General features: G+C 67.9%; 16 protein-coding genes. 6 read left to right on the top strand and 10 right to left on the bottom strand.

From position 1 onward, the window contains the following. Nucleotides 1-52 precede the first annotated feature (52 nt). The 4 genes from kduI to AC07R7_RS09680 form a co-directional block, all read right to left on the bottom strand. A complete protein-coding gene (gene kduI, locus AC07R7_RS09695; RefSeq protein ID WP_494634985.1) occupies nucleotides 53-901 on the bottom strand; it encodes a 5-dehydro-4-deoxy-D-glucuronate isomerase in 849 nt (282 codons plus the stop codon). A gap of 442 nt (nucleotides 902-1,343) precedes the next feature. Then, entirely contained in the window at nucleotides 1,344-2,108 is a 765-nt protein-coding gene (locus tag AC07R7_RS09690; protein ID WP_492838035.1) for a FadR/GntR family transcriptional regulator, read from the bottom strand. Nucleotides 2,109-2,443: 335 nt separating this feature from the next. Continuing rightward, the gene (locus AC07R7_RS09685; protein WP_494634984.1) at nucleotides 2,444-2,668 is read right to left on the bottom strand and encodes a hypothetical protein; all 225 of its coding nucleotides are present in this window, start codon (nucleotides 2,666-2,668) and stop codon (nucleotides 2,444-2,446) included. An 87-nt stretch (nucleotides 2,669-2,755) separates the two neighbouring features. Further along, nucleotides 2,756-3,484 carry a glutathione S-transferase family protein gene (locus AC07R7_RS09680; RefSeq protein WP_494634983.1) on the bottom strand — a complete coding sequence of 243 codons (729 nt, stop codon included), beginning with the start codon at nucleotides 3,482-3,484 and terminating at the stop codon, nucleotides 2,756-2,758. A 93-nt stretch (nucleotides 3,485-3,577) separates the two neighbouring features. Here AC07R7_RS09680 and AC07R7_RS09675 point away from each other — a divergent pair, with 93 nt between their 5' ends. Next, nucleotides 3,578-4,297 carry a helix-turn-helix transcriptional regulator gene (locus AC07R7_RS09675; protein ID WP_492887802.1) on the top strand — a complete coding sequence of 240 codons (720 nt, stop codon included), beginning with the start codon at nucleotides 3,578-3,580 and terminating at the stop codon, nucleotides 4,295-4,297. Between the two features lie 7 nt (nucleotides 4,298-4,304). Here the strand turns inward: AC07R7_RS09675 and AC07R7_RS09670 are convergent, their stop codons facing one another. The 3 genes from AC07R7_RS09670 to AC07R7_RS09660 are packed head-to-tail and all read right to left on the bottom strand — an operon-like array spanning nucleotide 4,305 to nucleotide 7,415. Further along, on the bottom strand, nucleotides 4,305-5,273 hold the full coding sequence (locus AC07R7_RS09670; RefSeq protein ID WP_494634982.1) for an alpha/beta hydrolase: 969 nt from the start codon (nucleotides 5,271-5,273) through the stop codon (nucleotides 4,305-4,307). A 58-nt stretch (nucleotides 5,274-5,331) separates the two neighbouring features. Next, nucleotides 5,332-6,138: a TrmH family RNA methyltransferase gene (locus AC07R7_RS09665; protein ID WP_492887800.1), complete on the bottom strand. Its 807-nt coding sequence runs from the start codon at nucleotides 6,136-6,138 to the stop codon at nucleotides 5,332-5,334. 20 nt (nucleotides 6,139-6,158) lie between these two features. Then, entirely contained in the window at nucleotides 6,159-7,415 is a 1,257-nt protein-coding gene (locus AC07R7_RS09660; RefSeq protein WP_125158787.1) for an MFS transporter, read from the bottom strand. A gap of 231 nt (nucleotides 7,416-7,646) precedes the next feature. Here AC07R7_RS09660 and AC07R7_RS09655 point away from each other — a divergent pair, with 231 nt between their 5' ends. Beyond that, complete coding sequence (locus AC07R7_RS09655) at nucleotides 7,647-8,699, top strand: LacI family DNA-binding transcriptional regulator (protein ID WP_492887798.1); 1,053 nt, start codon at nucleotides 7,647-7,649, stop codon at nucleotides 8,697-8,699. Nucleotides 8,700-8,702: 3 nt separating this feature from the next. On the opposite strand, the gene AC07R7_RS09650 is transcribed toward AC07R7_RS09655, so the two are convergent. Beyond that, nucleotides 8,703-10,259 carry a methyl-accepting chemotaxis protein gene (locus AC07R7_RS09650; protein ID WP_494634981.1) on the bottom strand — a complete coding sequence of 519 codons (1,557 nt, stop codon included), beginning with the start codon at nucleotides 10,257-10,259 and terminating at the stop codon, nucleotides 8,703-8,705. A 247-nt stretch (nucleotides 10,260-10,506) separates the two neighbouring features. Between AC07R7_RS09650 and AC07R7_RS09645 the strand changes: the two genes are divergently transcribed. The 4 genes from AC07R7_RS09645 to AC07R7_RS09630 are packed head-to-tail and all read left to right on the top strand — an operon-like array spanning nucleotide 10,507 to nucleotide 14,052. After that, nucleotides 10,507-11,622 (top strand): ABC transporter permease, encoded by a 1,116-nt coding sequence (locus AC07R7_RS09645; protein ID WP_494634980.1) that lies wholly within the window; start codon nucleotides 10,507-10,509, stop codon nucleotides 11,620-11,622. Continuing rightward, the gene (locus AC07R7_RS09640; protein ID WP_492887795.1) at nucleotides 11,619-12,467 is read left to right on the top strand and encodes an ABC transporter ATP-binding protein; all 849 of its coding nucleotides are present in this window, start codon (nucleotides 11,619-11,621) and stop codon (nucleotides 12,465-12,467) included. Before AC07R7_RS09645 ends, AC07R7_RS09640 begins: the two co-directional genes overlap by 4 nt. Further along, on the top strand, nucleotides 12,467-13,405 hold the full coding sequence (locus AC07R7_RS09635) for an MlaD family protein (protein ID WP_125158792.1): 939 nt from the start codon (nucleotides 12,467-12,469) through the stop codon (nucleotides 13,403-13,405). Before AC07R7_RS09640 ends, AC07R7_RS09635 begins: the two co-directional genes overlap by 1 nt. Beyond that, nucleotides 13,402-14,052 (top strand): ABC-type transport auxiliary lipoprotein family protein, encoded by a 651-nt coding sequence (locus AC07R7_RS09630; RefSeq protein ID WP_492887794.1) that lies wholly within the window; start codon nucleotides 13,402-13,404, stop codon nucleotides 14,050-14,052. The genes AC07R7_RS09635 and AC07R7_RS09630 overlap by 4 nt, the downstream gene beginning before the upstream one ends. A gap of 9 nt (nucleotides 14,053-14,061) precedes the next feature. Here the strand turns inward: AC07R7_RS09630 and AC07R7_RS09625 are convergent, their stop codons facing one another. Continuing rightward, on the bottom strand, nucleotides 14,062-14,841 hold the full coding sequence (locus AC07R7_RS09625; protein ID WP_494634979.1) for an NUDIX hydrolase: 780 nt from the start codon (nucleotides 14,839-14,841) through the stop codon (nucleotides 14,062-14,064). A 54-nt stretch (nucleotides 14,842-14,895) separates the two neighbouring features. Next, entirely contained in the window at nucleotides 14,896-16,044 is a 1,149-nt protein-coding gene (gene spbR / locus AC07R7_RS09620) for a pole-localized protein SpbR (RefSeq protein WP_494634978.1), read from the bottom strand. Nucleotides 16,045-16,104: the final 60 nt, after the last annotated feature.

Raw genomic sequence — 16,104 nt, 5'->3', positions numbered from 1 at the left:
GGATGCGTTTCCTCCCGTCTTGTTCTTATGCGTTTCGTCGAGGCGCCTGGTCTTAGATATTCGGGCCGAGATCCGAGACCGCCAGGACGTCCATGTCGTCGAATTCCAGGTTCTCCCCGCCCATCGACCAGACGAAGGTGTAGTTCGAGGTGCCGACTCCGCTGTGGATCGACCAACTGGGCGAGAACACCGCCTCGCCCTCGTCCATGAACACCGCGCGCGGCTCGGACGGCTCCCCCATCAGGTGCATGACCCGGCCGGGGTCGGTGTCGAAGTACATGTAGATTTCGCTGCGCCGGCGATGGGTGTGCGGCGGCATGGTGTTCCAGACATTGCCGTCGGCCAGCTCGGTGAAGCCCATCACCAGCTGGCAGGTGTCGACGATGCCGGGGCGGATCGACTGGCGGATCACCCGGCGGTTGGCGGTCGTCGCCTCCCCCGCCTGGATCGTCCTAGCCTCGTCGCGCCGCACCCGCTTGCTGGGGTGGTTGGCGTGAGCCGGGTAGCTGACGAAGTAGAACTTGGCCGGATCGGCCGGATCGTCGCTCTCGAAGCTGACGACCTCGGTACCACGGCCGATATAGAGACTGTCGTGACGCGCCAGGTCGAAGCGCTCGCCGTCCAGGGTCACGGCGCCCGAACCGCCGATGTTGATCACGCCCACCTCGCGGCGCTCGCAGAAGAACCGCGAGGCCAGCTCCTTGTGGGTCGGCAAGCTCAGGGCCGTATCGGTCGGCGTCGCCGAACCGACCACCGCCCGCTCGATCTCCAGATAGCTGAGCGACAGCTCGCCCGGCCGGAACAGCCTGTCGATCACGAAGGTGTCGCGCAGCTCGCGCACCGTCATGCGGCTCATGCCGGCGCGATCGGTGCTCTCACGATAGTCCATCTGAACGCTCATCGGCCGAACTGGCCTCCACTTCGGGAAGGTTGCTGGCCGGTCGCCGCCTTCACCGGCGGTCGCTCCAAGACGCGCATCCATCCCCCGTTTCACTGGTTGCGAAACTGACATTACCAATCTGATCGTAAAGCCGTAAAGGCTGAACGCGCCCGATTCCATGCTAACGTTGTCACTAGCTAGTGCTCCCTCAGCCATCCGTCGGATTGAACAGAGAAGGCAGCCACCCAGGCCAAAATCCGCTCACGGAACAGCGCCGCTCGATAAGCGGCCTGACCATCTATCATTATTTGGGCATACCAATATGTGATCAACAACAAGCCCGCAGCATCCAATCGCCGCCGCTCGCCTCCACGTCGGCCGCCGCGCACTCCGCACCCGGCGGATCCAGCCTGCTTTTATGGAGGGCGCTGGGTCTAGTTCGCGGCGCTGACCGCGCTCTTCCCTATTTGGCGGCGCTGGCCGCGCGGAGGGCGATCTCTTCGCGCTTGGCCGCCAGGCTCTCGCGGGTGCGCTCGATGGCCTCCAGTTCTGCGGTCAGCAGCAGGTTCTCGATCAGCCCGCCCAAGTGGGTCTGCATGGCGGCGCGCGCGGCCTTGGGATCGCGCGTCCGCAGGGCCTCGACGATCTCCTGGTGTTCGTCCTTCAGCGGCCGCTTGCGCACGTGGCGGGCCTTCTCCAGCATCTGCATGCACAGGCGCGAGCGGTAGCGCAGGTCCCAGGCGCTCTCGATGATCCGCACCACGGCGTTGTTGCGCGTGGCCTGGGCGATGGAGATGTGGAACTGGCGGTCGGCCAGCTCGGACTGCTCCTTGGTCGAGGCGTCGCTGTTCATCTCGGCGACCAGGGTCTCGAGATAGGCCAGTTCCTCGTCGGTGATCAGGGTGGCGGCCAGGGCGGCGGCCTCGCCCTCGAACAGGCGGCGCGCCTCGGCCTGCTCGAACGCCCCGATGTCGAGGTCCTTCACCGGCGGCGGCGGCTGGTCGAGACGAACATAGACGCCCGACCCTTGGCGGGCCTCCAGCAGCCCGCGCATCTCCAGCGCGATGACGGCGCGGCGGACAGTGGGACGCGAGACGCCGAACTCGTCGGCCAGGTCGCGCTCGGACGGCAGGCGATGGCCCGGCTGATAGACGCCGTCGGCGATCGCGCCGCTGATCGTCGCGGCGACCTGCTGATAGAGCCTTGAATCCGGCGAAGAGGTCGACATCACGAGGGCCACAGACAGGCGCCACGATCGGCGCGTCACACAGGACTAGCGCGCGTCCAGCCGGCTCACAAGCATCCGATCCGGAGGTGGCCTTACCAGACCCTCCCGGCGGGGCGACCGGAGGGAGGACTCCGGCCGCCATCGTCGGCCGCCCCGGGAGGAGGTTGGCGCAAGGTACGCAACGCCTGTGGTCGACGAGCAAGCGATTGAACGGAGGTGAGCTCCATTCCATCGCGCCACCCCACCCTAGCGAAATTGGCTAGGCGCGCAACGAAAAATGGCCTGACCAATTCATCAAATTCGGTCAGATTTGTACGACCAATTTGTTAGCGCTCTCAAATCTCGACGTCGAGGGCCACGCCCGGCTCGGACCAGGCCTTCCACGAACCGGCGCGAGCCTTGTCCTTTTCCGCGTCGTGATCCTTGGCATTGACGCCGTAGGGCCCATCCTTGGGATGGGCCGGATCGATGTGCTTCTTGGCATAGTCGACGTCCGTGCAGTTCTTGCACGAGAAGCCGTTCACCGTGACCGGCTGTGGGTAGTCGCCGCTGATGGCCATCGCCTGCTCCCCTGCTCGGCGCCGACAAGCGCCCGTGGGTCATTCGGACGATGGACCTCTTTGGTTACAGTCCCGTTCCCGCCAATTTCACGCCGCCTGCCGAAGCCCCCACGGGTGAGCCGGATAGAACTGGGCCATCATCCGCCCGACATAGTCGACGAGACGCGGATAGCTTTCGGCCTCGCGACGCAACGGCGACTCGAAGTGCGGCGTCATGATCCCCGCCAGCATGGCGAAGGCCGTGGCGTCGACGCCGACCGGATGGCTGTCGCGCATCAGATAGGCCTTGTCCTCCAACAGCTCGTCCAGCGAGCGCAGCGACAGGCCGCCCAGCCAGACGACCTCCTCGCGCAGATGACGGCCGACGCCGACCGCGCGGATATTGGCGGCGATCGCTTCCCGCAGGCCGCGCCTCAGATCTTCTCGCATAGGCTCCGGCACCTCGTCGAACCAACGTGCGGCGCCCTTGGCGAAGTTGGCCGGATCGAGGTGCCGGAAATAGGCCGACACCCAGCCCAGCTGGTTCTCGATCATGCGCTCGATCGCCCACGCCTGGGCGCGCTCCTTGCCCGACAGGCCGATGTCGAGGTCGATCGCGTACTTCTGCTCGATGTGAGCGCGGATGAAGGTCGAGTCCCCGATCGCCACGGCGGCGTCCTCGATCCATGGCAACTGACCCTTGGGCGCGGTCTCGCGACTGCCCTTGGTCTTTTTGTAGTCGAGACCAGCCATCATCAGCTGGACCTCTGTCTTGGTCACATAGGGGCTGATCTCAGGCAGCCCGAACCCGGCTCCGGCGGCGAATAGCGTGATCATCGTCCCTCTCCATCACGAATGTCGTGGTGACGACTTGCTACCGCCAGGCTACTGCCAGCATGCTGTCAGTAGCGATCGCCGATATTCGAGCCCATGAGACGCGCCGAACGCCTTTTCCAGATCATCCAGATCCTGCGCCGCAGTCGCGCGCCGGTGACCGCCGACGCCATAGCCGCCGAACTGGAGACGTCGAAACGCAGCGTCTATCGCGACATCGCCGCCCTGGTCGGCCAGCGCGCGCCGATCCGTGGCGAGGCCGGGATCGGCTACGTGCTGGAGGCCGGCTTCGACATGCCGCCCCTGATGCTGACCCCGGACGAGATCGAGGCGGCGGTGCTGGGCGCGCAGTGGGTGGCCGGGCGCGGCGATCCGGTCCTGGCCAAGGCCGCCAACGACCTGATCAGCAAGATCGCCGCCGCCGTGCCCGATCGTCTGCGGCCCTACGTGCTGGAGCCGGCGATCGGCGCCTCACCGGCCTGGAAGCCCGAGACCGACCGCATCGACGTCGCCCAGGTCCGCGCCTGGATCCACGCCGGCCGCAAGATCCGCCTGGACTACAGCGACGGGGCCGGCGCGGTCAGCGCGCGGGTGATCTGGCCAGTGACCGTCGGCTATCGCGAGACGATCCGCATGATCATCGCCTGGTGCGAACTGCGCGAGGCGTTCCGCACCTTCCGCACCGATCGCGTGGTCGGCGCGGAGTTCCTGGAGGAACGCCACGGCAAACGGCCGGCGGTGCTGCGCGGCGAGTGGATCAAGTTCCGCGACGCCGAGATCGCCGCCTGGAAGCTGAAGGAAAAGGCGGACTGCTGAGGCTCTGTTAGATCCCGTGCCGCTTGGCGAAGGTCTCGAACAGGCTGGGCCAGGCCGCCACGGGCTTACCGGGCGTGCCGCGCAGGCCAAAGCCGTGACCGCCCTCCTCGAAGATGTGCATCTCGGTCGGCACGCCCTTGGCCCTCAGCGCCGCGAACATCACCAGGCTGTTGTCCACCGGCACGGACTTGTCGTCGGCGGCGTGCAACTGGAACACCGGCGAGAGGCCCGTCGTCACCAGGCGCTCGGGGGAAATCGCCGCGGCCCGCCCGGGCGAGGCGTCGGCGGTGAGCAGTTCCTTGCGCGAACCGGCGTGGGCGATGGCCGGGTCCATGCTGATCACCGGATAGATCAGGCCGGACAGGTTGGGCTTGGCCGAAAGATCGTCGGCGGCGTCGACCGAGGCGTAGGTCTTGTCGGCGAAGCGGGTGGTCAGGCTGGCCGCTAGGTGGCCGCCGGCCGAGAAGCCCATGATCGCCACCCGGTCAGGACGGAAGCCCATCTCGGCCGCCCGCGACCGGATCAGTCGGATGCCGCGCTGGGCGTCCTGCAGCGGCGTGTCGGCGCCCGCCGTCCAGCCGTCGCCCGGCATGCGATAGAACAGGACGAAGCAGGCGTAGCCGCGCTGGTTCAGCCAGCGGGCCATCTCGTAGCCCTCCTTGTCCAGAACCGCGCGCACATAGCCGCCGCCGGGGATCAGCATCACCGCCGCGCCATTGGGGGTCTTGGGCCGAAACACCATCAGCACCGGCTTGCTGGTATGGGCCATGGCCCGGTCGCGCACGCCGTTGGGATCGCCCCGTTCGAGGATCTGCTCGGTGACGGTGACCGCCTCGCCGCCCGGCGCGCCGGCTGGCCACAGGACGATGGTTTCGGTCGGATCCTGATCCACGGGCGCGGCCTCGACACTCTTGGCCGCCAGCGAAGCGAGGAAGCCGGTGACAAAGGTCGCCAGGGCGCCGCGACGGTTCAGCATGGATCTAGCCTTCTGACGGGATGTTCTGGCGGACCCTAGTGCCTGGGAAACCGGTTTCCTAGCCCTGTGCGAACCGAAGATGATGCAGCACGATCCCACTGGTCGTGGCGACATTCAGGGAGTCGAAACCGCCCGCCATCGGGATGCCGATGGTCCTCGCCCGCGCCATGACCTCGGGCGTCAGGCCGGGTCCCTCGGCGCCCAGCAGCACCGCCGTCCGGGGCGCGGGCGTCAGCCGCGCCAGGATCTCGGTCGCCGAGGGGCTCAGCGCCAAGCCTTCGAAACCCGTCGCGGCCAGCAGGTTGGCGATGTCCTCCCCGCGATCGAGCTTGGCCGTGGGGATCGACAGCGCCGCTCCGACCGAAACGCGGATGGCCTTGCGATACAGCGGATCGCAGCAATCGGCGTCGAGGATCACCGCGTCGGCCCCGAACGCGGCGGCGTTGCGATAGATGCCGCCGATGTTGTCGTGATTGGCGATGCCGCAGAGCACCAGCACGATCGCTCGCGCCGGCAGGCCGGCCAGCAGGTCGCGCGCCGGGATCGGATCGGGCTTGCGCCCCACCGCCAGCACGCCGCGATGCAGATGAAAGCCGGCGATGGCGTCGACCACCGCCTGCTCGGCGAGGTGGACGGGGACGTCCTCCGGCAGACCCGCGAAGACGTCGGCCAGCTTGTCCTTGCGCTTCGGATCGATCAGCAGCGAGACCACGCGCCGCGGCGCATCGCGAACGAAGGCCCGCAGCACCGTCTCGCCCTCGGCGATGAACAGGCCCTCGCGCCCGACCAGGTCCCGCTCCTTGATCGCCCGGAACGGGGCGACGGCGGGATCTTCGGGATCGGTGACGACGCGGAACTGGGGCAAGGCGATCCCTGAGGCGGTAGTTAGCGCACCCCTCGTATCGGCAGGATCGCCAGACCGCCAGCCAAAGCCAGCCCCGCGGCCATCAGGAAGAACAGCTGGAAGTTCCCGTGGGTCGGCCCCAGGCTCCATACGGCCAGGGCCGGCGCCAAGGCCTGAGGCAGCGTGTTGGCCAGGTTGATCACGCCCAGGTCCTTGCCAGCATCGCGCTGCGAAGGCAGCACCTGGGTGACCAGGGCGATGTCGACGGCGCAGTAGCAACCCGCCCCGCAGCCATAGACGACATAGGCGGCCAGCAGCACGTTCCAGTCCGAGGTCAGCGAGAACACGACCATCGACGCGGCGATGGTCAGGGCGGCGCCGAAGGCGAACAGCTTGCGCCGTTGCATCCGGTCCGACAGCACCCCGCCCACCATGGCGCAGGCGACGTTGAAGACCGTCGAGACCGTCGCCAGGATCGCCAGGCCTTCCTCCGAGCGATGACCCGGGAAGAGACGCGGATACTCCACCACGTCCTGGAGGAAGTAGAGCATGTAGCTCTGCACCAGGCTCAGGGCGACCAGCACCATGAACCGGCCCGCCCAGGCGAAGGCGAAGTCGGGATGCTCGCGCGGGCTGACCCACAGGCCGGCGATGAACTCCCGCAGGTGGAACGGCGGCACATCGGCTTTCGCCAGAGGCGGGTCCTTCAGGCGCAGCACGAAGGGCGCCAGGCCCAACAGCAGCGCCGCCGAGATCACCGCGTAGCGCTGCCACTCGACGACCAGCAGGCCACCGATGATCACCGCGCCGGCGGCCGTGCCGATTGGGTTCCCCAGACTGAGGAAAGCCGCCACCATGCCCTTCTGGGTGTCGGGCACCCGGTCGGGCATGACGGCCACCAGGGCCGAGAAACACAGGTTGAAGGTCAGCTGGAACAGGATAACGCCGCCGATCAGGGCCAGCGGCGTCTTGGCGTTCATGATCGCCAGATAGGCCAGGGACGCGCCGATCGCGCCGACCACCATCCAGGGCCGCCGGCGACCAAAGCGCGAGGTGGTGCGGTCGCTGATCGCTCCGGCCAGTAGGTTGGCGATGCTGGCGGCGATCGCGCCATAGAAGGCGACCTGGCTAAGCACCACCGCCTTGGAAGCCGCGTCGATCGACTCGGCCTTCAGCGGCAGCAGGACTTGCAGAAGCGGTTGGAACGAAACAAAGGCCCCGATCTGGGCGAGGGTATAGGCGGCGATGAAGTTCGCGCGCACCGGCTCCTTGGGCCGGGCCCCATCGTCAGGCCGCACTCATCACCTCCCCCAGGAACACGGCGACCGCCACGCTCCCGAACGCTTTTGATAGAGCCCGCTTTTCAACGGGCTCGTCGCGGTCTTTCGCCGCGTCCGGTCCGGACAGTGGCCGCGCCTTCGTTGCGGCACAAGGGGTCGCGTGTGGGTGAGCAGGGAGTTTCCCTATCGCGCGGGGACGCTCTAGGTTGGCTCTATGAGCATGAGTCAGAACAGCATCGGGACGGTCTGATGGCCTCGGTGACGATCTACGACGTCGCCGCGCGGGCGGGCGTCTCGATCAAGACCGTTTCGCGGGTGATGAACAAGGAGCCGAACGTACGGCCCGCCATGCGCGATCGTGTCCTGGAGGCGGCTGGCGAGCTTGGTTACAGCCCCAACCTGTCGGCGCGCAGCCTGGCCGGCTCGCGCTCGTTCGTGATCGCCGTCTTCGTCGACGCGGCCTTGACCATCGACCACTGGCAGAGCGAGCGCGGGGCCGACTATCTCAGCCGTATCCAACTAGGCGCGACCCTGCGCTGCCGCGAGGCCGGCTATCACCTGCTGATCGAGCTGATCGACAACGACGGCCCGAATGTGCGCCAGGACGTGGCCGGCTTCATCGCCGCGCTGAAGCCGGACGGCGTGATCCTGACCCCGCCCTCCTCCGACAATCCCGGCGTGCTGGAAATCCTCGACAAGACCGGCACGCCCTATGTTCGCGTCGGCCCCGAACGCGCCGAAGGCCTTGGCCCCCGCGTGCATATGGACGACGTCGCCGCCGCCCGCGAGATGACCGAGCACCTGGCCGCCCTCGGCCACAGACGGATCGGCTTTATCGTCGGCGAGCCGCGCTACGGCGCCAGCCAGGCGCGGCGGCAAGGCTATCTTGAGGCCATGAAGGCGCGCGGCCTGCCTGTGGTCGACGACTGGGTGCGCCAGGGCGACTTCACCTTCCAGTCGGGCCTGGAGCAGGCCAAGGCGCTGCTGGCCCTGCCCGAGCGCCCGACGGCGATCTTCGCCAGCAACGACGACATGGCGCTGGGCTGCATCGCGGCGATCGCCGAGGCCGGGCTGATGACGCCGGGCGATGTCTCCGTGGCCGGCTTCGACGACAGCCCCAGCTCACGCTTCAGCCGCCCGCAGCTGACGACCGTGCGTCAGCCCGTGGCGGAGATGTCATCGGTGGCGGCCAAGCTGCTGATCGCTCAAGCCAGGAGCAACGATCCGCCCGAACGACCGGTGGACGAGCTCCTGCCGTTCGAACTGATCCACCGCGCCTCGACGGCTCCGCCGCCGAAGTAGACCCTAGCGCCCCGGACGAGCGAAGGCGGCGACGCGAGCCCGGGCGGCGTGGACCGGGTTCTCGGCGGACTCTTCGCGGTGAGCCGGCTGGAAGCTCTGCGGACGGCCGTCCAGGCGGAAGACGCCGACGCGGTTCGACAGGTCGGCGACCTCGACGCGCAGGGCATGGGTGGCTTCGGTCGATTGCGAGACCATGGCGGCGTTGCGCTGGGTCACCTGATCCAGCTGGTTCACGGCCGAATTGACCTGGCCCAAGGCCGTGGCCTGCTCGCTGGCCGAGGCGGCGATGGCGTTGACCAGTTCGTCGATGCCGCCGACCTTCTCGTGGATGCCGCGCAGCGCCGCGCCCGTCTGGCCGACGAGGTCGACGCCCTCGCTGACCTGACGGCTCGATTCGGTGATCAGCGATTTGATTTCGCTGGCCGCCTGCGACGAGCGCTGGGCCAGGGCCCGCACCTCCTGCGCCACGACGGCGAAGCCCTTGCCGCTATCCCCGGCGCGAGCGGCTTCGACGCCGGCGTTCAGGGCCAGCAGGTTGGTCTGGAAGGCGATCTCGTCGATCATGCCCAGGATCTGGTTCACCTGCGAGGATTGGGCCTCGATCTTGGTCATGGCCTCGGCGGCGCGCGTGACGATGTCGCCCGAGCGTTCGGCCTCGGTCGAGGCCTCGGTGATGCGCGAGGAGACCTCGCGGGCGCTCCTGGCGGTCCTGCCGACGGCGCCGGTCAGTTGCTCGACGGCGGCGGCCGTCTGCTCAAGCGTGGCGGCCTGCCGTTCGGTGCGTTCCGACAGGTCCTCGGCGCTGCGGGCGATCTCCTCGACGCCCGAGCGAATGCCGCCGGCCGAGTGTTCGACCGAGCGCATGGCCTCACCCAAAGCGCCGACGGCCTGCTCGAAGTCGACCTTCAGGCCCTGAAACTCGGGCGCCAGATCGCCCTCGACGCGGGCCGACAGGTCGCCCGCGGCCAGGCGCGACAGGGCCTCGCCGACCGCCTTGACGGCCTGGGCCTGGCGTTGCTCGGCGGCCTCGCGCTCGACCTCAAGGGCCTCGCGCTCTTCCTGCAGCAGCGAGAGATAGCTGGAGATGGCCAGTTCCATGTCGAGGAACACGGCCTTGGTCAGGGCCGAGAGGCCGTCGGCCAGGTCGGCGTCCGACTTGGCGGCGTTGCTGAACAGGCCCTTGGCCCGCTTGGCGACGACGGCGCGGATCAGCGCCTCGGCCACCAGGGCGTAGCCGCCGATATACCACCGCGGCTGCAGATCGGCGTTGACGTGAGCGCGACCGATCCGCTCGACATCGCGAACATAGGTGTCGCTATAGTCGGCCTGGACGATCCTGCGCCAGTGCGCGGCCTGGGCGCGCTCGGCGCCGGCCATGTGGGCGTCGTCGCGGAACTTGGCGCGCGTTTCGGGGAAGGCCCGAACCTGGGCGTAGAACGCGCCCAGCGCGCCGTTGATCTCGGCGTCGATCACGGGCTTGAGGCCTCGCAGAGCCGACCGCGAACGCTCGTCGAAACGCATGAAAGCCATTCGCTGATCAAGCTTGGCGTGCGCGCTCATGCGTTAGTACTCCAGTCCGGCACATAGGAATTCGTCGGCCATGTTCGTGAAGGGAATCCGTTAACCAAGACTAAAGTTCACCCCCCCGCGCGGCCCTGTTGCACCACTATGTCGCGTGGCGAGCACGCGGCCTTTTTTCGAGCTCGCGGGCCTTATCCAGCAACAAGCTGCGCCTTGGCGCGTTTTGGGCTTGTCAGGTCCATGGCCGGGCTTGGATATAACCAGGAAACGAGCCCCCCAGGACTTCATGGCTTTACCGGCGGACTTCACCTTGACCGACCAGGACGGCCGCACGACCGCCGTGCTGACCGGGGACTGGACCGCACGGGGGCTGCTCGACGCGGGCCTGCGCCTGGATAGCGCCCTTTCCAGCAAGCACGCGCTCGACATGGACCTCACGGGCGTCAATCGCTGCGACACCGCCGGCGCCTACGCGATTCTGCGCGCGGGCGGCGAAAACCTTGAGCCGCGGAACGTCCAGGCCCGCCGCGAGGTGCTGCGCCTGCTGGAGCTGGTCCGCGCCGCCATCCAGGTCGAGCCCGAGCCGACGATTCGCCCAGGCGGCGTCCACGCCCTGCTTGAGCGGATCGGCCGCGGCGTCTTCGGCCTGTTCCAGGACGGCTACGGCACCATGATCTTCCTGGGCCACCTGCTGGTCGCCCTGGGCCGCTGCGTCGTCGACCCGCGCCGTATCCGCTGGGCGCCGATCGTGGCCCTGTGCGAGCGCGCCGGCCTCGACGCCATGCCGATCGTGGCGGTCACCACCTTCTTCATCGGTGCGGTGGTGGCCCTGTTGGGCGCCAACATGCTCACCGACTTCGGGGCCCAGGTCTATTCGGTCGAGCTGATCGGCATCTCGGTGATGCGCGAGTTCAACATCCTGATCACCGCCATCCTGCTGGCCGGCCGCTCGGCCTCCAGCTTCGCGGCAGAGATCGGCTCGATGAAGATGAACCAGGAGATCGACGCCATGCAGGTCATGGGCGTGGACCCTTACGAGGCGCTGGTCCTGCCGCGTTTCGCCGCCCTGCTCTTCACCATTCCGCTGCTGGTCTTCGTGGCGACGATCGCGGGCCTGGCCGGCGGCATGCTGGTGGTCTGGGCCGTGCTGGATCTGTCGCCGACCTTCTTCCTGCAACGGATCATCGACTTCGTCGGCGCCACCCACTTCTGGATCGGCATGTCCAAGGCGCCGGTCATGGCCGCGGTGATCGCCGCCATCGGCTGCCGCCAGGGCATGGAGGTCGGCAACGACGTCGAGTCCCTGGGCCGACGCGTGACGGCGGCCGTCGTGCACGCCATCTTCGCCATCATCCTGATCGATGCGGTCTTCGCCCTGATCTACATGGAGCTGGACATTTGACCCGCTCCACACAGAACGCGCCCGAGTCCGAGCCCTTCGTCGACACAGCCGAAGCAGAGAGGCACCCGATCGACGTGCGGGGCCTGGTCTCCGCTTTCGGCGACAACATTGTCCACGACGGACTTGACCTCAAGGTCGAGCGCGGCGAGGTGCTGGGCGTCGTCGGCGGCTCGGGCAGCGGCAAATCGGTGCTGCTCAACACCATCATCGGCCTGAAGCCCCCCGACGGCGGCACGGTCCGGCTGTTCGGCGGCGATATGCGCACGGCCTCGCGTCGGCGATGGTCGTCGGTTGAGCGGCGCTGGGGCGTGCTGTTCCAGCAGGGCGCGCTGTTCTCGAATTTGACCGTGCGCGAGAACGTTTCCGCGCCGCTCTACGAGCACACCAAGCTGCCTCGCCGCGAGATCGAGGAGATCGCCGACCTGAAGATCGCCATGGTCGGCCTGCCCGCCCGCGCCGCGCTCCTGAAGCCGGCCGAGCTTTCGGGCGGCATGCGCAAGCGCGCCGGTCTCGCCCGCGCGCTGGCCATGGACCCCGAACTGCTGTTCCTGGACGAGCCGACCGCCGGTCTCGACCCGATCGGGGCCGAAGCCTTCGACTCCCTGATCAAGGACCTGTCGGACAGCCTGGACCTGACGGTGTTCATGATCACCCATGACCTGGACAGTCTCTACGCCATCACCGACCGTGTCGCCGTCCTGGCCGACAAGAAGGTCGTCGCGGTGGCGCCCGTTCGCGAACTCGAGCGTTCGGATCACCCCTGGATCAAGCAATACTTCCTGGGCCCCCGGGGACGCGCCGCCGCGACCGCCGAGGCTCTGGCCGAGGCAAGGACGAACGTCTGATGGAAAGAAACGCCAACTACGCCCTGGTCGGGGCCATATCCCTCGCCCTGTTCATGGGGCTGGTGATCTTCGTGGTCTGGCTGGCCAAGGTCAGCTTCAGCAAGGACTACGATCTCTACGACATCCTGTTCATCGGTCCGGTGCGCGGTCTGTCGACGGGCGGCGAGGTCCATTTCAATGGCATCAAGGTCGGCGAGGTCAGCCGCATCGAGCTGGACAAGACCGATCCCAACCGCGTCATCGCCCGCGTCCGCATGACCTCGGACGTGCCGGTCAAGGTCGACAGCTACGCGACGCTGGAGCCGCAAGGCATCACCGGCGTCAACTACGTGCAGATCACCGCCGGCTCGCCGAACAAGGAGCTGCTGAAGGACACCGTCAAGAACGGCAAGGTTCCCGTCCTGCGCAGCCAGCGCAGCGCCCTCTCCGACCTGCTCGAGGGCGGCGGCACGGTTCTGACACGAACCATCGAGGCCCTGGACCGCGTCAACCGCGTGCTTTCGGACAAGAACATCAAGACCTTCAGCGCCTCGCTCAGCGACGTCCAGGCGGTCACCGCCGAGCTGCGCGAGCGCAAGGAAATCATCGCCGACGCGCAGAAGGCTCTGCAGAGCATCGATGCGACGGCTCAGTCGATCACCAACCTGGCCAACAGCGCCAACGGTCTGGTCGATGGCGACGCCAAGCGCACCTTGAAGGAGGCCGGCGACGCCGCCGCCGAGCTCAAGGCCGCCGCCAAGGACGCCCGCTCGATGATCTCGAAGCTGGAAGGCCCGACCAGCGATTTCGCCAGCACCGGCCTGCCGCAACTTTCGGCGGCCATCGTCACCCTGCAGTCGGCCGCCGAGTCCCTGGACCGCCTGGTCGCCGACGTCGAACAGAACCCCCGTGGCGTGGTCGGCAAGGCCCCAGCCAAGGAAGTGGAGGTCAAGCCGTGAGCCCGATGATCCGCAACGTCGCCAAGACCTTTGGACGCGTCCTGGCCGTCTCGGCCGTGGCGTTCAGCCTCTCGGCCTGCATCAGCGTCTTCCCGAAGACCAAGCCGGTGACCACCTATCGCTTCGGCGACGCTGATCTCAGCGTCGCCAAGAGCCCTCCCGGCGCGATGTTCGGCGTTCTGAAGGCCCCGTCGGCCTTCACCCGCGCCGCGGCGGGCGACCGCCTCCTGACCGTGACCAATGGCGAAGTGGCCTATATCGCCGACGCGCGGTGGGTTTCCCCAGCCTTCATCCTGTTCGAGGAAGCCATCGCCCGCGCGTTCGACAACGATCCGGGCCGCGCTCGCCTGATCGGTCGAGGCGAGGTGGCCAAGGCCGACCTGGTCCTGCGCCTTGAGGTTCGAAAGTTCGAGGCCGACTACGTCAACGGCCCCAAGGCCGCTCCCGAGATCGTGGTCCGCGTGCGCGGCGTCCTGAACCGCAACAGCGACCGCGCCCTGGTCGGCGACCAGATCTTCGAAGCCAGGGTGAAAGCCGCCGACAACCGCGTCTCGGCCATCGTGCCGGCCTACGACCAGGCCGTGGCCAAGGTGCTGGGCGACGTGGTGGGCTGGGTCAACGCGGCGGGCCCCGGCATCAAGACCTAAAGCGCGCGCTCAGAGCGCTTCCAGGGGCTCGGTCACCGCGCCATAGCCGGCGTTCTCCTGGATCCGCAGGACTCGCCCGTCGACCCAAGGCTCGACCGTGACCAGCTCCCGGGCCTCGGCCCGCGTCACGGCGTCGACGGGACTGGCGCTCTCGGCCAGGAGCTGAAGGTTCATGCGCGTGGGGAAGATCACCTTGCGCTCGCCCGAGGCCGCCAGGTCGAGCGCCAGGCTCGGGGCGATCCACTCGGCGTCGACCGCTTCGTGGCCATCGCAGATCGCCTGCTGGGCCAGGGGCGCGTGGGCGACGTAGAACCAGGTGTCGAAGCGCTTGGGCATCAGCCTGGGGGTGATCCACCGCGCGAACACCGTCAGGGCCGAGAGATCCAGCTTCAGGCCCAGGTCCTCGACCACGTCAAGAAAGGCCACCTTGTCCTCGGCCACCGCCGCGCGGACGTCCTTGGCCGCCTCGCCGGCATAGAAGGCCCCGTCCCTGTCGCGGGCCAGCAACACGCCGGCTTCCTCATAGGCCTCGCGGATCGCGGCGATGCGCAGGGCCACGCCATCCTGCCCCCCTTCTCCTGGGCCGACCTCGTCGAACCCGATGGCCAGCTCGCGCCAGCGCGGATCGCTGTCGCCCTGGTGGCTCTTGCCGCCAGGGAACACCAGGGCCCCGGCGGCGAAGTCGATCTGGTGATGCCGCTTGACCATCAGCACCTCGAACGAAGGCGCGTCTCGAAGCAGCAGTACGGTGGCGGCCAGGCGGATCGCGCCTTGCGAGGAGTCGGACATGCGGCAAGTCTGGCGCCGCCGCGCGAGCTTGCCCATACCCCTTTCGAACAGTTGTTAGGCCGCGCCCTGATCCTCGCGATTGGCGCGACGGCGGTTGGCGCTGCGATCCATGCGGTCCATCAGGTACTCGCTATCCTCGCGCGAGACCGTGTGCGACGAAGTCAGGAAGCGCTGGATCATGCGCTCCTGGAAACGCTCCCGGTCGTTCGCGCCACCGTCGAACTCCAGACCGTGGAAGGCGTCGACGCCAGCGCGGAAGGCTGAGTAGAGGCGCGGCGGCAGCCCGGCCCGCTCGCAGATCGCCTTCAGGCCCAGGGGGCCCGCGTCGTGGATCATCAGCCAGGTGCGGTGGTGCGGAATGCCGGCCAGTTCGGCGACGGCCCACTCGAAGAAGCTCATGTGGCCGTGGGCCAGGGCCCGCAGCAGCAGCGACGGCGACAGGCGGCCGACCTTGCTCAGATGCGCCACGAAAGCCTTCGGGTCGCCGGCGCGGCCGGCCTGGTCGACCAGATCGATCGTCGCCCGCTCCTTGGCGCCGATGATCAGCTCCATCGTGCGCTCGGCCGACAGGGCGTGGCTGGTCAGGATATGGTCGCGCAGCTGCTCGCCGACCATGTCGATCAGGCGCTCGCTGACCGCCAGAGGCAGAGCCGCGCGATAGGCGACGGCCTGCAGCACGCTCTCCGACTTGGAGAAGCGATCCAGCGCCTTTTGCAGCGTCACTTCCGAGAAGCGTGCGTTGTCATTGGCGCAGGCCGTGGCGACCACGTCCTCGTCCCCCTGCTCGACCAGAAGGGTGGTGATACGGCTGGAGAGCTTGGGACGCCTGGCCACCGCCTTCTGGCGCGCCGCGCCCCCGACGCGGACGATCTCGGCCAGGTCGGCGTCGGTGAACACCGGCGAGAAGCTGATGATCGGCAGGCTGACGCTTTCGACGTCACGGGCCAGGCGGTTGGCGACGTCCGGCGGCAGAGCCATGGAATTCTTCAGCGTCACCGCCATGGCGCGACGCACCAGCTCGGCGGCGTCGGCGGCCATCACCCGCAGGATCTCGTGCGCGACCTGGCGGTCCTCATCGCTGAGCGCGCCGCGGTCGATGGTGCGGCACAGCTTGTGCGCGGCCAGCGCCCGTTCGTCCGGCGTCGCGCCCTTCACGAGCATGCGGATATCGGAATCGGTGAGAGCGGCGCGTGTGGTGGCCATGGTCGCCTGCCGAGAGTCTGGGACTTGGAGCCCCATCTTCGACGGTTAGGCTTAATGATT

The organism is Caulobacter sp. GW821-FHT05F04, from assembly GCF_059419665.1.
The sequence above is the reverse complement of the archived record's forward strand: the minus strand, read 5'-3'. Positions and strand labels throughout refer to the sequence as shown.

Coding starts and splice junctions, on each gene's coding strand:
- AC07R7_RS09675 (WP_492887802.1), top strand. CDS start 3,578: ATGAGACGCGCCGAACGCCTTTTCCAGATCATCCAGATCCTGCGCCGC.
- kduI (WP_494634985.1), bottom strand. CDS start 901: ATGAGCGTTCAGATGGACTATCGTGAGAGCACCGATCGCGCCGGCATG.
- AC07R7_RS09680 (WP_494634983.1), bottom strand. CDS start 3,484: ATGATCACGCTATTCGCCGCCGGAGCCGGGTTCGGGCTGCCTGAGATC.
- AC07R7_RS09645 (WP_494634980.1), top strand. CDS start 10,507: ATGGCTTTACCGGCGGACTTCACCTTGACCGACCAGGACGGCCGCACG.
- AC07R7_RS09650 (WP_494634981.1), bottom strand. CDS start 10,259: ATGAGCGCGCACGCCAAGCTTGATCAGCGAATGGCTTTCATGCGTTTC.
- AC07R7_RS09635 (WP_125158792.1), top strand. CDS start 12,467: ATGGAAAGAAACGCCAACTACGCCCTGGTCGGGGCCATATCCCTCGCC.
- AC07R7_RS09685 (WP_494634984.1), bottom strand. CDS start 2,668: ATGGCCATCAGCGGCGACTACCCACAGCCGGTCACGGTGAACGGCTTC.
- AC07R7_RS09670 (WP_494634982.1), bottom strand. CDS start 5,273: ATGCTGAACCGTCGCGGCGCCCTGGCGACCTTTGTCACCGGCTTCCTC.
- AC07R7_RS09655 (WP_492887798.1), top strand. CDS start 7,647: ATGGCCTCGGTGACGATCTACGACGTCGCCGCGCGGGCGGGCGTCTCG.
- spbR (WP_494634978.1), bottom strand. CDS start 16,044: ATGGCCACCACACGCGCCGCTCTCACCGATTCCGATATCCGCATGCTC.
- AC07R7_RS09690 (WP_492838035.1), bottom strand. CDS start 2,108: ATGTCGACCTCTTCGCCGGATTCAAGGCTCTATCAGCAGGTCGCCGCG.
- AC07R7_RS09625 (WP_494634979.1), bottom strand. CDS start 14,841: ATGTCCGACTCCTCGCAAGGCGCGATCCGCCTGGCCGCCACCGTACTG.